The organism is Kitasatospora sp. UYEF31, from assembly GCF_057291755.1.
Genome location: NZ_JBXAWK010000019.1, coordinates 33,026 through 46,361 on the forward strand (window position 1 = coordinate 33,026; position 13,336 = coordinate 46,361).

15 protein-coding genes and 3 tRNA genes are annotated in these 13,336 nt (G+C 62.9%); 4 read left to right on the top strand and 14 right to left on the bottom strand.

Annotated features, from left to right (window positions below; translation table 11 throughout):
* Nucleotides 1-42 precede the first annotated feature (42 nt).
* Complete coding sequence (locus AC0Z36_RS12115; protein ID WP_485462810.1) at nt 43-2,172, top strand: HelD family protein; 2,130 nt, start codon at nt 43-45, stop codon at nt 2,170-2,172.
* A gap of 67 nt (nt 2,173-2,239) precedes the next feature.
* Here the strand turns inward: AC0Z36_RS12115 and AC0Z36_RS12120 are convergent.
* From AC0Z36_RS12120 to AC0Z36_RS12150, 7 genes are all read right to left on the bottom strand, one after another.
* Nucleotides 2,240-2,316: transfer RNA gene (locus AC0Z36_RS12120), tRNA-Met, on the bottom strand.
* Nucleotides 2,317-2,366: 50 nt separating this feature from the next.
* Nucleotides 2,367-3,029 (bottom strand): disulfide bond formation protein B, encoded by a 663-nt coding sequence (locus AC0Z36_RS12125; protein ID WP_485462811.1) that lies wholly within the window; start codon nt 3,027-3,029, stop codon nt 2,367-2,369.
* A gap of 21 nt (nt 3,030-3,050) precedes the next feature.
* The gene (locus AC0Z36_RS12130) at nt 3,051-3,215 is read right to left on the bottom strand and encodes a DUF5993 family protein (protein WP_485462812.1); all 165 of its coding nucleotides are present in this window, start codon (nt 3,213-3,215) and stop codon (nt 3,051-3,053) included.
* 238 nt (nt 3,216-3,453) lie between these two features.
* Nucleotides 3,454-3,530: transfer RNA gene (locus AC0Z36_RS12135), tRNA-Met, on the bottom strand.
* An 82-nt stretch (nt 3,531-3,612) separates the two neighbouring features.
* Nucleotides 3,613-4,596 carry a TerC family protein gene (locus AC0Z36_RS12140; protein WP_485462813.1) on the bottom strand — a complete coding sequence of 328 codons (984 nt, stop codon included), beginning with the start codon at nt 4,594-4,596 and terminating at the stop codon, nt 3,613-3,615.
* 428 nt (nt 4,597-5,024) lie between these two features.
* Nucleotides 5,025-5,101 (bottom strand) — tRNA-Met (locus AC0Z36_RS12145).
* 91 nt (nt 5,102-5,192) lie between these two features.
* Nucleotides 5,193-5,927 carry a DsbA family oxidoreductase gene (locus tag AC0Z36_RS12150; protein WP_485462814.1) on the bottom strand — a complete coding sequence of 245 codons (735 nt, stop codon included), beginning with the start codon at nt 5,925-5,927 and terminating at the stop codon, nt 5,193-5,195.
* Between AC0Z36_RS12150 and AC0Z36_RS12155 the strand changes: the two genes are divergently transcribed.
* The 3 genes from AC0Z36_RS12155 (at nt 5,915) to AC0Z36_RS12165 (ending at nt 8,000) form a co-directional block, all read left to right on the top strand.
* A complete protein-coding gene (locus tag AC0Z36_RS12155) occupies nt 5,915-6,229 on the top strand; it encodes a hypothetical protein (RefSeq protein ID WP_485462815.1) in 315 nt (104 codons plus the stop codon). The genes AC0Z36_RS12150 and AC0Z36_RS12155 overlap by 13 nt on opposite strands.
* Before the next feature lie 145 nt (nt 6,230-6,374).
* The gene (locus tag AC0Z36_RS12160) at nt 6,375-7,346 is read left to right on the top strand and encodes a hypothetical protein (RefSeq protein ID WP_485462816.1); all 972 of its coding nucleotides are present in this window, start codon (nt 6,375-6,377) and stop codon (nt 7,344-7,346) included.
* 111 nt (nt 7,347-7,457) lie between these two features.
* Nucleotides 7,458-8,000, top strand: a complete 543-nt coding sequence (locus AC0Z36_RS12165) for a hypothetical protein (RefSeq protein WP_485462817.1) — start codon at nt 7,458-7,460, stop codon at nt 7,998-8,000.
* 140 nt (nt 8,001-8,140) lie between these two features.
* Here AC0Z36_RS12165 and AC0Z36_RS12170 read toward each other — a convergent pair whose 3' ends face one another.
* The 7 genes from AC0Z36_RS12170 to AC0Z36_RS12200 all read right to left on the bottom strand — a co-directional run bounded on the left by AC0Z36_RS12170 (nt 8,141) and on the right by AC0Z36_RS12200 (nt 12,824).
* The gene (locus tag AC0Z36_RS12170; RefSeq protein ID WP_485462818.1) at nt 8,141-8,467 is read right to left on the bottom strand and encodes an Lsr2 family DNA-binding protein; all 327 of its coding nucleotides are present in this window, start codon (nt 8,465-8,467) and stop codon (nt 8,141-8,143) included.
* Between the two features lie 64 nt (nt 8,468-8,531).
* Nucleotides 8,532-8,966 (bottom strand): deoxycytidylate deaminase, encoded by a 435-nt coding sequence (locus AC0Z36_RS12175; RefSeq protein WP_485462819.1) that lies wholly within the window; start codon nt 8,964-8,966, stop codon nt 8,532-8,534.
* The gene (locus AC0Z36_RS12180; protein ID WP_485462820.1) at nt 8,963-9,172 is read right to left on the bottom strand and encodes a hypothetical protein; all 210 of its coding nucleotides are present in this window, start codon (nt 9,170-9,172) and stop codon (nt 8,963-8,965) included. Before AC0Z36_RS12180 ends, AC0Z36_RS12175 begins: the two co-directional genes overlap by 4 nt.
* Nucleotides 9,172-11,019, bottom strand: a complete 1,848-nt coding sequence (locus AC0Z36_RS12185) for a DNA polymerase (RefSeq protein ID WP_485462821.1) — start codon at nt 11,017-11,019, stop codon at nt 9,172-9,174. Before AC0Z36_RS12185 ends, AC0Z36_RS12180 begins: the two co-directional genes overlap by 1 nt.
* 260 nt (nt 11,020-11,279) lie before the next feature.
* Complete coding sequence (locus AC0Z36_RS12190) at nt 11,280-11,831, bottom strand: hypothetical protein (RefSeq protein WP_485462822.1); 552 nt, start codon at nt 11,829-11,831, stop codon at nt 11,280-11,282.
* On the bottom strand, nt 11,828-12,526 hold the full coding sequence (thyX, locus tag AC0Z36_RS12195) for an FAD-dependent thymidylate synthase (RefSeq protein ID WP_485462823.1): 699 nt from the start codon (nt 12,524-12,526) through the stop codon (nt 11,828-11,830). Before thyX ends, AC0Z36_RS12190 begins: the two co-directional genes overlap by 4 nt.
* Entirely contained in the window at nt 12,519-12,824 is a 306-nt protein-coding gene (locus tag AC0Z36_RS12200) for an HNH endonuclease signature motif containing protein (protein ID WP_485462824.1), read from the bottom strand. The genes thyX and AC0Z36_RS12200 overlap by 8 nt, the downstream gene beginning before the upstream one ends.
* Between the last annotated feature and the right edge of the window lie 512 nt (nt 12,825-13,336).

Here is a 13,336-nt window from a genome sequence, read left to right on the forward strand (position 1 = left end):
ACGAAACTGGCTCTTCCCAAATCATGCCATGGGGTGGTTCGTTTGTCAACAGTGGCTCTCGATCAGGAACAGCTTTACGTCTCGGATCTCTACGCCCGCCTCGACCGGCTGCGCGACCAGGCCGCGGCCCGGCTCACCAGCACACTCGGCCGGGACACCGGTACCCGCCAGGCGCGGGCCGAACGCGACATCGCGGTGGTCCGCGACAGCGGGCAGCTCGCCCGCCTGGACGCAGTCGAGAACGGCCTGTGCTTCGGCCGCCTGGACGAGCGGGGCGGAGCCGTCCGCTACGTCGGCCGCCTCGGCATCCTCGACGAAGCCGACGAATACAACCCGCTCCTCATCGACTGGCGCGCCCCCGCCGCACGCCCCTTCTACACCGCCACTGCCGCGTGCCCCGAAGGGATCACCCGCCGCCGCCACATCAGGACCCGGCAGCGCACCGTCGTCCGGATCGACGACGACGTGCTCGACCTCGCAGCCGCGCCCGACAGCGGCCTGACCGGCGAAGCGGCCCTGCTCGCCGCGCTCAACGCCGAGCGCACCGGCACGATGCCGGACATCGTCCGGACGATCCAGTCCGAACAGGACAGGGTCATCCGCTCGCCCCTGGCCGGTGTCATGGTCGTCCAGGGCGGCCCGGGGACCGGCAAGACCGCCGTCGCACTGCACCGTGCCGCCTACCTCCTCTACTCGCACCGCGAACTCCTGGAGAAGCGCGGTGTCCTGCTCATCGGCCCCAACACGGCCTTCCTGCGCTACATCGGCGAGGTCCTGCCCTCGCTCGGCGAGACCAGCGCGCTGCTCGCGACCGTCGGCGACCTGTTCCCCGGGGTGGCCGCCACCGGCACCGAACCGGACTCCGTCGCCGGGGTCAAGGGCCGCATCGACATGGCCCACGCCCTGGAACGGGCCGTTCGCGGGCGGCAGGAAACGGCCGACCTGGAGATCCCCTCCCCGTACGACGGTCTCCTGCTGACCCGGCAAGTATGCGAGGACGCCCGCGCCAAGGCCCGCGCCACCGGGCTGCCGCACAATCAGGCCCGCCCGTACTTCGTGGACGACGTCCTCGACACCCTCGCCCGGCAGATCGCCGACCGGCTCGGCGTCGACGTCGTCGAAGGCGGAAACTTCCTTGAGGAGTCGGACATCGCCGACATCCGCGAGGAGTTGTCCGGGGACACGGACGTCCGCGACGCCGTCGGCGCGCTGTGGCCGCAGCTGACGCCGCAGGAGTTCCTGCGTGAGCTGTACGGCTCGGAGCTGCGACTCCACGCGGCAGGCCTGCCCACGACCCTGCTCCGCTCCCCCGACGCCCGGTGGACGCCCGCCGACGTCCCGCTCCTGGACGAGGCCGCCGAGCTTCTCGGCGAGGCCGAAGAAGAAGTCCGTACGGATGACTCCGGACTCGACTACGCCCAAGGTGTTCTGGACATCCTCACCGGTTCCGCGTCGTTCGACGACGAGGACGACTCCGAGATCCTCGCCGCCGGCGACATCCTCGAAGCCGACGTGTTCGCCGGCCGGCATGAGCAGGCCGCACACCGCACGATCGCCGAACGTGCCTCCGCCGACCGCACCTGGACCTTCGGCCACGTCATCGTCGACGAGGCGCAGGAACTGTCCGCGATGGCCTGGCGGCTGCTGATGCGCCGCTGCCCGCTACGGTCGATGACGCTGGTCGGCGACATCGCGCAGACCGGCGACCCGGCCGGGGCCGACTCATGGGAGCAGGTCCTCTCGCCGTACGTCCGCGACCGTTGGCGACTGGCTGAACTGACCGTCAACTACCGCACACCCGCCGAGTTCATGGCGGTGGCCGCCCGGGTCGTGGAGGGCACTGTGCCGCGCTCCGTGCGCACCGCGGGGGAGGGCCCCTGGACGCTGCGCGCGGACCCGGCTTCGTACGCCGACCTGATCGCCCGCGAGGCCGCTTCCTGCGCCGGGCTCCTGGGTGTGATCGTGCCCGGGTCGCTGGCCGGCCTCCCCGGCGCCCGCACCGTCCGGCAGGCCAAGGGGCTGGAGTTCGACTCCGTGCTGGTGCTCGACCCGGCGGCGATCCTCGCGGAGTCGGCACGTGGGCGCAGCGACCTGTACGTGGCGCTGACGCGCGCGACCCAGCGGCTCGGGATCGTCCATCCAGGCGAACTTCCGGCCGTGCTCATCGGATAATTCGAATAGCTCAGTCAGTACAGATAAGGCCCGGCACCTTTATCAGGTGCCGGGCCTTATCTGTACTTGGTAGCGGGGACAGGATTTGAACCTGCGACCTCTGGATTATGAGCCCAGCGAGCTACCGAACTGCTCCACCCCGCGTCGTGGAACAAACATTACGGCATCGGCGCGCAAGGACGAAATCAACTTGGTCAGTCCAGGATGCCCAGGTCGTAGAAGAGCTCGTAGCGGGTGGGGTCGTCCGGCAGGTACCAGTGGAAGCCCTCCAGGCAGAACACCGCAACGATGTTCACCGCGATCACCAGCCCGGCGAAGCCCAGGGCGAAGAGCCCGACGGAGCGGTAGAGCCCAGCGCGCGGAATGGCGCGCGCGGAGTCGTCGTGGGCGAGCGCGAGGACTACGCCGACGGCCACGACCGAGGCCTGGAACAGGACCAGCGCCCATACGTACAGGTGCAAGCCGAGCACGGCACTGCCGTAGCCCTGGTCGCCGGGGAGGATGTGCAGCGTGGTCTGCCGCCACGAAGCGAAGGAGCCGGCGACACAGCCGACGAGAGCCAGCCCCCAGCCCATCATGTAGTCGCGCCGGGTGACGGTGCCGGTCAGCGCGCAGCGGACGATCCGGGCCGGACCGAGCAGCGCGAGCATCATGAACATCCGCTGCGCGATGCAGAGCGGGCAAGGGTACTCCCACAGTGCGAACTGGAAGTACAGCCCGCCGCAGATCACTCCTGTCCAGCCGATCGTGAACAAGCAGGCGAACCAGTACTGGCCACGCGTCACGAACGTGCGCCAGGCGGGCGCGTCAGCGGGGAGCACGGTGTCGTCCGTGGCGGGGAGGGAGATCGGGCTCATGCCGGCGACGGGATCCGTTCCTCAGAAACTCAGGCCGAGGCGGAGACTGCTCCCGATGTGGTGGGCGAGCAGCAGAAGGGTCCACACCAGCATTACCGCCCAGCCCAGGAGCACCAGGCGGCGTTTTGCCCGGGAGGCGATGCTGTAAAACGACAGCAGTAGCCCGGAGAAGATCAGAGTGTCCACGGTGCTCCCGGGCGGCTGGGCTCGGTGGGGTCAAGGTGGATGTGATCCTAGGCCGTGGCCCCACCCGGCTATGGGTGGCGCGCGGTGCCCGGCGTCAGTCTCACCCGGTCGGCGGAATCCCGTGTCGCGCTCACCGCCGCGATTTTTGAATGCGGATTTTGACCACGGTGTTTCGAATGTTGCATTCTGAATGCAGAAAGGCCCGGCACCTTTTCAGGTACCGGACCTTATCTGTACTTGGTAGCGGGGACAGGATTTGAACCTGCGACCTCTGGATTATGAGCCCAGCGAGCTACCGAACTGCTCCACCCCGCGTCGTGGAACTAACGCTACGGCATCGGAGCGCACGGGGGAAATCGACTGAAGGGTTCGCACAATCACGCCCCCTGTTGGGCCGTCAGGCGCCCACGTTGTCCTTCTCCCCGGCCGACTCGGCCTCCGCCTGCTTCTTGGCGGCGATGAGGCTGGTGACGGTGGTGATGACGAGCACGCCGCAGATGACCGCGAGCGAGACGGGGATGGAGATCTCGGGGACGTTCACCCCGTTCTCGTGCAGGGCGTGCAGGACGAGTTTCACCCCGATGAAGCCGAGGATCACCGACAGGCCGTAGCTGAGGTGGACCAGCTTCCTCAGGAGGCCGCCGATCAGGAAGTACAGCTGACGCAGGCCCATCAGGGCGAAGGCGTTGGCGGTGAAGACGATGTACGGGTCCTGGGTGAGGCCGAAGATCGCGGGGATCGAGTCCATCGCGAACAGCACATCGGTGGTGCCGATGGCGAGCATGACGACCAGGAGCGGCGTCATGATCTTCTTGCCGTTCTCCACGATGAAGAGCTTGGTGCCGTGGTACTTGTCGGCGACGCCGAACTTCTTCTCGACGGACTTGAGGAGGCGGTTCTCCTCGAACTCCTCTTCCTCCTCGTGGGAACGCGCCTCCTGGATGAGCTTCCAGGCGGTGTAGATCAGGAACGCGCCGAAGATGTAGAAGACCCAGGAGAAGCTGGCGATGATCGCGGCGCCGGCCGCGATGAAGATCGCCCGGAGCACGAGGGCGATCAGCACGCCGAACAGCAGCACGCGCTGCTGGAGGTGGGACGGCACCGAGAACTTCGCCATGATCAGGATGAAGACGAAGAGGTTGTCGACGGAGAGCGACTTCTCAGTGATGAAACCGGCGAAGAACTCTCCGGACGCCTGGCTGGTGCCGAACACGAGCAGACCGAGGCCGAAGAGCACGGCCAGGGCGATCCAGACCACGGTCCAGATCCCGGCTTCCTTGACCGACACGTCATGGGGCTTGCGCCCGATGAAGAAGTCGGCGGCGATGAGGGCGCACAGACCTAGGACGGTCGCTACCCACAGAGTCATTGAAACGTCCACTGCGCCTCCGGCGTCGTACGGCTACTGATCAGCGTCGCCGCTGTCAGGGGACTCTTCCACCCGAGCGCCTGGCAGGCACTGCGGACCGACGCCCCGGAACCGGTGCCGGTCCGTACTGACGGGAACGCCGCAGCCGGGGTGCTCCCCGCTGCTCCGTCAAGAGTACCGAAGGAGTCATGGAATAGTAAAATTATTGCCAAATGATACCTGGAAGACTGGCTCCTGGGGGAGCTACGGCTTCGCCGCCCCGTGGTACGCCGGGGCCTGAAGCGTGTAGAGCCCCTCGCGCAGGACCCGGGCGGCCATAAGCTCAGGATCGCGGACTTTTGCCGCCGTCGTGATTTATGTACGACTCGAACATGCTTTAGGCGTGCATTGGACATGCAGATAGGCCCGGCACCTTTTCAGGTGCCGGGCCTATCTGTACTTGGTAGCGGGGACAGGATTTGAACCTGCGACCTCTGGATTATGAGCCCAGCGAGCTACCGAACTGCTCCACCCCGCGTCGTGGAACTGACTCTACGCTACCGGGGCGGATTCAGCCAAATGGGCGGTCTGCGCACTTCATATCCCGCACGCTTGCGACCCCTCCGGTGTCACCCCTGCGTCGGAACCGCACAGCCGTCGTCGCCGCAGACCTCGGCCCCGGCGGCCCCGTCCAACTGGACGATCTCCGGAGTGTGGTTCTCCCACGCCTGCCGCAGCGCGTTCTGGAACACCTCGGCCGGCTGGCCGCCGGAGATGCCGTACTTCCGGTCGATCACAAAGAACGGCACACCCGTCGCCCCGAGCTGCTGGGCTTCGAGCTGGTCGTCGATGACCGCCTGGGCGAAGTCGTCACCCGAGAGCAGCTTCACCACCGCGTCCCGGTCCAGACCGGTCTCCGCCGCGACCTCGAAGAGCGACTTCGGGTCGAACACCGACTTGCCGTCGGCGAAGTAGCGCTTGTAGAGCAGGTCGAGCGTCTGGCCCTGCTTGCCCTGGGCCCCGGCGAAGTGCACCAGCCGGTGCGCGTCGGCGGTGTTCCCGAAGAGCTGTCCGCCGGTGTACGCCAGACCTTCACCGTGGGCGGTGTCCGCGACCTGCTCGGAGGCCTTCTTGGCCTCGGCCAGGCTCATGCCGTACTTCTCGGCGAGCCGCTCGATGACCGGCGCGGTCTCCCCCCTGGGTGACTGCGGGTCCAACTGGAACGACCGGTACACGACCTCGACCTGATCCCGGTGCGCGAACTGCGCCAGCCCGTCCTCGAAGCGCTTCTTCCCGATATAGCACCACGGGCATTCGAGGTGTCCGCATCGACAAAAGGTGAGGTACAGGCATGGTCGAGGCATATCGCAGGCGGCTGCTGAGGCAGCTTGCAGACAGACAAGCAGCGCTGGCCATCTATGAGGCGCTGATCAACTCCATTGGACCAATGACGCTCGAAGAGGTCCAGGCGGAGTCCGAGCGGCTCGATCAAGAGATCAAGAGGCTTCGGGCTGAGCGTGCAGAAGAGCTAGCCGCCCTCTTGCGTGCGGAGATACGCAGGCTTGGAGCTGAACTCGGGGGGTTCATCGAAGAAGGCGACCTCCCCGCGCAGCGCGCAGCCGCAGTCGACCTCCATCAGCTCCGAAAGGACCTGATCGCAGAGTAAAGGCGTGACGCAGGTCACACAAAATCGCCGATAGGTTGGAACATGGGTAGTCGGTGTTCGGCTAGTCTTCCTATGTACCAACCAAGGAACCCCCGCACCTGCGTCAACAGGTCGGGGGTTAGACACCAACGGAGATTCAGCCTCCATGATGCGTATTCAGCGTACTCCGCACGCCTCCCACTTCACCATCGTTCCGAACAGTGTGGCTCGGCATACTGGCCTCTCCCTGACGGCCCGCGGCCTCCTGATCCACTGCCTGTCCCTGGCCCCTGAGGCCGCAGTGACACTCGCCGACATCACTGACGACGTCGAGGAAGGCAAGATCCGAGTCACCAAGGCATGGAAGCAACTCAAGACGCTCGGCTACGTCAGGACGGTTAAGCGCCAGGTCAACGGCCAGTGGCACACCGACGTCTACGTCTCAGACATCCCCATGACGGACGGGCCTGCACCGGTCGTCAGCAACCCGGACCGTCGGCCGCCCAGCCGTAAAACCCCTGAAGTAACCAACACCAACAACAAAAAGAAAAACAAAGAAAACCCCTCCCCCTCCCCCTCCCTGACGGAAGCTCACCAGGAGCCCGCCGAGGTCGAGCCGAAGGGGGTCGGGAACACCCGTGAGCCCGTGGTCGAGATGACCGCAGACGAGGACCTTCGGGACCGCGCACGCTTTGCCCTCGAAGGTCTGGTCCGTGAAGACCCCCGGCTCAAGCTGAACGCCGCAGAGGTCGAGTCCCTGATGCCGCTTGCCGTCCAGTGGATCGACCGGGGCGCCAAGTGGGCCGAGTTCCGCGAGGCAATGACCGCGGGCCTTCCTGAAGCGGTTGCCGTGCCGGTAAAGCTCATAGCCACCCGCCTTGAGCGGAAGATGCCTGAATTCAAGTTCTCCACGGCAGTCCGCACGCCGAGTTTTACTCCCCGGCCGCGCCCGACTTGCGGTGAGTGCGGGCGGTTCCTCCCCTTCGGGCAGCACGCCGGCATCTGCGGCTCATGCGCCGGCATCGAGCGCACTCCCGAGGACGAGCCCGTCATTGAGGGCTCTTCGCTGAGCCGTGGCGCTGCTGCCCTGATTGACCAGATTCGGTCTCGACGTGACCGTTCCGTCCGCACCGCCTGACTTCGCCAGACCAAAACCCGCATCTAGAACCGGAGTTTCAACATGCTGCCCTGGTATGCCCGCTTCGCCTCTCGTCACGGTCGCCCCCTGGTCCTGGCCGCCGGTCTCGCAATGGCTGCCCCCGGTGAGTACAACCTCGCCCTAGTCGCCGGATGGGAACCCGAAGTCGCCTGGTTGATGCCGCTGGTCGTATCCCTGTACGCCGCTGTAGCGGCCTCGATCGTGTCCAGCCTCCCGGAGGGCCACAAGCGGAGGGGATCGGCGATCTTCGGTGCTGCTGCGGCGCTTATCCTGGCCTCTACGGCTCAGGTGATAGCTCACCTGATCAAGGCCGACTACATGAGCACCTCGGCGATTTTGGTCGCCCTGGTCTCAATGATCCCGCCCGTAGTGGTTGCCCACATGATGCACATCGGGCTCATCGGCCAGCGTGCTGACGAAGTTGTCGCAGCCGCAGTCACCGAGGAGTCTCGGGAAGCGGTGGTTTGGGAGGCCGAGGTTGAAATCTCGCCTGCTCCTGTCCTGGAAGAGGTCCTCGAAGCTCCTCAGGAGCTAGAAGAAGCGGCTCCTGCCGCTGCGTTGGTCAAGCGGGGACCGGGCAGGCCCCGGAAGCTCCCGCTCTCTGTCCATCAGCCGGCCATGTTCGCCGCGTAGCCCCTAAACGCACAGAAGCCCCCTACCCAGATGGGTAGGGGGCTTCACGGGCTCCGGCCGTTAGATGGGCGGTCGGAACCTATGTCTCCGACACTCCACCGAGCGGCCAACGCCACGCAGGCGAAACCGAGAAGTGCTGTTCAACGCGTGCTAGCTGCGGCGTACGCCTCGATTACCTCCGCTGGGATGCGTCCGGTCCGGTTGACCTTCATCCCGGCCCTTGCCGCCCACAGGCGGATCTCACTGCCAGTCGCGCCCACGTCGGATGGTTGAAGGGCGGAGACCTTCATGTTCCCGGGCGTTACCTGCGTGAGTCCTGAGTCCTCAAAACCAAGCCGCTTCAGTACTGCCTGAAGGTCCTTCACTGCTGATTCATGCCTTGCGACGACTTCATTAAGCTCCAGCTCTTCCCCATCCCCACTTACGCTGCCCTGATAGGTGACACCCTGCACCATGACAGTGATCATCTTTAAATCTCCGTTTTAAATCCCCATCAGATGCTCATCCAAGCTTCTGGATGTCAACTCTACCTCAGGGGTGATCCACAACGAAGAGATCTTCATTGCATTGGGGAATATATATAACTTCAACAACTCCAGCGGCTCGAATGATCTTGCGACATCCGTCACACGGCTCCCTCGTGATGAACAGGGTTCCGCCCATCGCCTTCTCTCGCCCGGCGTAGACGACCGCATTGCATTCAGCATGGAGCGAGATGCAGTCGCCATAATCACCTCCAGGAGCCTTGACTAGGTAGTCCAGACGCCCCCTAGGGCATTCGCCAGCCAGACAGGACGGGCCGCCGCTCGGCCCCCCGTTGTACCCGGTGCTGATGATCCTGCGGTCGGCGCCAACGAGCACCGCCCCCACCTGGCTTCGCGTGCAGTCCCCACGCTTGGCTACCGCCTGGGCAATCCCCATGAAGTAGTCGGTCCACGGAATTTGCCGCACTCTCTCAGAGGTCACTTACCACCACCGAGAATTATTTCAAATGAGGATTCTGCCATTGCTCGGGCAGATCGACGGGGAAGTCCTTCAGCTCGGGCATCTCGGTAAATCCTTGCCGATATCAGCGCCGCAAGCCTTGCAGCAACCTCGAATTGATTGACTGCCTCTCGAAGCTGCCGATCATTCATTTCACTGATGAAGCCATCCAGCGGGTTCTCATTCATTAAACACCTCTCCGGGCAAGGTCAATGGCTGCTTGATCAGAGAATTCGTGGTAGTACGTGTCCAGAGACGTCATGGTCTCCAGGTCCTTCATGTAGAGCGAGCCCCACGACGAGCCTCCGCGGTCGGGGTCGGTGGGAATCTCCAGGCCCTTGACCGTCTCGGTCATGTGATAGTCAGTCAGCTTCATTGCCTGCTCGGCGTGTTCGATGGGTACGGAGAACAGCACCTCATCGTGGATGGGGAGGCGCATGTACGGCGTGAGGCCGGCCTTGTGCATCCGGACCAGTGCCCGGCAGGTGATGTCCCGAGAGCCGGACTGAACGAAATAGTTAGCTCCGGAGTAGGCCCGGGACCTATCGACGTACAGCCGACGTCCCGAAGGCGTCGTGATGTAGCCCTGCCGGCGGGCCTCCGAGGTCTTCTCGTCCATGAACTTCTTGACCCCGGGGAAGGTCTGCATGAACGCCTTGAGCGTCTTTTCTGCCAGCTCCTTAGAGATGCCGGCCTGCTCGGTGAGCGCACCTGCTCCCCCACCGAACACGGTGAGGAAGTTCGCCATTTTGCCGATCTTCCGAGAGACACCAGCCGCATCCGCGGTGATCTGATGAAGGTCCTCGTTGTTGCGGAATGCCTCCAGCATTCGCTTGTCGCCCGAGTGCGCCGCAAGAAAGCGGAGCTCCATGTTCACGTAGTCGGTCGAGATCACGATCTCGTCAGGGTCCGCCTCGAAGCAGGCTCGGATCTCGTAGTCCCCTGCGGGGAGAGTCTGGGCAGGGATACCCGTGATGCTCATCCGCGCCGTCCGGGCCTGCAAGCTGTTGATGTTGGGGTGGACGTACCCGTCCGCGTCCATCTGCTCCAGGAAGCCGTTGACCCAAGTGTTGCGCTTCTTCCGGGCTGACTTGGCCTGATGGATGGCTTCGGCCAGCTCGTCACCGAGCTTCCGCCGGCCTTCCAGGAAAATCTTGTCGACCTTCCGGTTCCCTGTCGGTGTCTTCCCAGGGATCTTGACGCCTCGCGCCTCGAAGGCATCGGCACACTGCTCAGTCGACCACGGGTTCTCCACGCCCAGGCCCTGAGCTACAACAGTCCAGTACGCCTCATCCTCGGCGAGGCGCTTGCTCAGCGCCTCCGTGTACGCCACGTTCAGCTTCACGCCCTTCCGCGACATGTAGCTACAGACCTCGGCTACGTCGTGCTCGAACTGGATGAGCTTCCGGGCCGAGGTTGGCACGAGCCGCTTGAGCTTCGCAGCCAACCTGAAGGCAAGGATTGGGTCCAGGCCGCTGTAGTCGAGGTAAGTAGGATTGAAGGTAGGGACCGCCTTCCAGACCTCGGCCTTTTTGACTCCCAGTTCCTTGGCAAGCTCCCCCATCGACTTTTTGATGCCGAGTGCGGTACCGGCGTCGAGGTAATACTTCGTCAGGGACTCAAGGCTGTGTCCCGTCCCGCCTTCCATCTCTCCCCGGCTGTCGACCAGGTGGGCGAGGATCTTCGTGTCTATGCAGTGCCGCCAGAGGTCTTCCATCCGCAGCCGCGTCCAGCGGTCGAGGACCAAGAAGTCGTAGGTTCCGTTCTGGAGGGCGAACTTCCCTCCCCGACGCATCACGTCCTCGATAGCGCCCACCGCGGCCTCAAGCATGGAACTACCGAGTCCCACGGGGACGACGTAGGAGGCGCTGGCGTCGCCGAACTGCACGAGCCGAAGCCTGAAGTCCGAGTCTGCCCACCAGTCGAGTCCGGTCGTCTCCGTGTCGAGACCGAACGAGGTGCCCGACCTGATCCACGCCACGAACTCGGGGAAGTCCTCCGGAGTCTCCACAGTGTTGATCTTGATCTTATCCATCCCGATCTTCGTGTGAGTGCGTATCACTCCAGCGCCTCCTATTCAGATATCAAGTGGTTTCGCAACTCAAGTGCCGACATGATCAGAGAGGCACTTGTCGAACTCCTCCTTCCGCAGGAGATCGACCGACTTCGAGGGGTGGTACAGGTGCGATCCGAAATCGTCCATCTCGGTTGGGAACTCGCTGAGGTATCGCTTACCGCAGTCGAGGCAATCCCGTGCGAACTTCTCGTCGTAGCCGTCAAGGCAGGTGGAACACATCAACGGAGTGCCGCCAAAAGCTCCTGAAGTCCGGCGTCAAGTCGTCCGGCCTCTTTGATGCGGTCTTCCGCAATTGCCTTGTCGATCCGGTACTCAAGGTTCTCCGTGCGCCGCTTGATGCGGGCTCTGAGGTATTCGTCAACTACTGGGATCTTCACTGACGGAGGTGTGCCGCCGTAGATGGCTTCGACCTCGCGGAGTTCCTGGCGAACGGCAGCGGCCTCGCTATTGAGTCGTGCAGCCTCGCCCGTTGCGGTGCTCAGGGACTGCGACAAAGAGGCAATGACGCCCGCCTTCGCTCGCTCGCTCGCCTTGCTCAGCCCATGCTCGTACTCCAAGCTCCGAAACTTGGCCTCAAGCTCTGAGATCCGCTTCTTCTGTTTGATGTACTCATCGGCGAGTTCTTCGTATTCTCGGTCGCTCGTGCCCATCTTCTCCCCCGTCGTGTTAACTGCATTGGCGTCGAGCACCTGAATCGTGACGGACTTAACTCTCACGTTGGTGAAGTCAAATACCTTATTCTCAGGGGTTGGACGGAACAGATCAATCACGGCGCCACCCGGCCGTTCTTGATGAAGGCCGCGTACGTAACCGGGGCAACCTCGGCGAAGTGTTCCTCCATCTTCCGAGCCACCCCCTGAATCTCGAACAGGGGGAAGGTTGGGACCGTAGTGTCTTCTGTGACGTTCCGGAGGCTGAGGAAGTTCATTAGAGACCGGAGGTTGATCGTCATGTAGAACGAGGTGTAGATGCTCAGCGGCAGTGCGTTCCTGGCGACCTCCCGGGCAATTCCCCGATTCAGCATCTCTTCGTAGTAGAACCAGGCAGCTCGGGCACTGAGGTCATGGCAGCTCAGGGAGGTTTTGAAGGAGTCGAGCGACCCAAGTTCGAAGGAGTACGCACCGGGCTTTCCGACCTGCTTCAGTGGGCGATCCTCATTGGGCGTGTAGAAGACCGGTTCCAGGACCTTGTAGCGCCCGCTCACCTCGTTGTATGAGGCCATACGGTGACGCATGACCTCACGAGCCACGAAGAGCGGGGTCTCGATCCGGAACTGAAGCACTGCCGACTCAAAGGGGCTGCCATGGCGGTCCCGCATCAGCATGTTGACGAGGCCGGCGTCCCGGGCCTCACCGTCACCCGTGCTCCCAGAACTGACCCGGGCAGCTCGGACGATACTGTGATCACCGCCCATGGAGGCGACAAGCTCAACCGTGGACGTAGAACGGAACTGAATTTCAGACATTTGCGAGAGCCTTTTCGAGCTGCGTGATCCGAGCAGAAAATTTCAGTATCGTCTTTCTCTGGGACTTGATTGTCTCTTCGAAAGCTCGACGAGCCATCATTTCCCCAACATTTTGCCGCTGGGTCGCAAGTTCCAAGTGGTCAGGATTGAAGCATGATGGATTAGCGCATTTATGGTGAACGGTTTCATTGCCGACCGGGCCGAAATGCGCTTCGTACGAGAAAACGTGAAGTCCTTTCCGGCGACCTTGAAATTCAATCTTCACATAACCCTTTTGGCATGGTTTTTTGATCGGCACCCAGCAACCTGCGGAGTTAACATTCGCATCGTCGCGATAGTAATTTACGCGCTCAAATAGCGACCCATTAGGGACTTGTCGAATCTTGCGAAGAGGTGCCCCAGATTTTTTCTGCTGACCATGGGTTGCGCACAAATGGTGCGCACTGGCAAGTCTTTCGCAGGACCAGTCCGAACCTGTCGCAATGCATTGAGTTCGAGCCCTATACTTGCGAATATCGCGCAGTTCCTGACCTTTAGCAAACTGCTGATAGTGCGTTTGGCAATAATCACCGAGATATCTGACGCGGGGACACTTTCCCTCTGTTTCATTTGCAGAGCATGTCCGCACTGTACCCGGCTTAGAGCGGAACCTAATTGGCCTCAACTCTTGACCCTGGTTGTAGTAGTTTCGATGCATCCTGCAATGAAATCGTATTTCCGCGGGTCGCTCACATTGTCACCCTGGACTGCTTGCAGCACAGCGCTGAAAATCAGTCGACACAGGAGTTCTCTATTCGCTCGTAGTTAAAA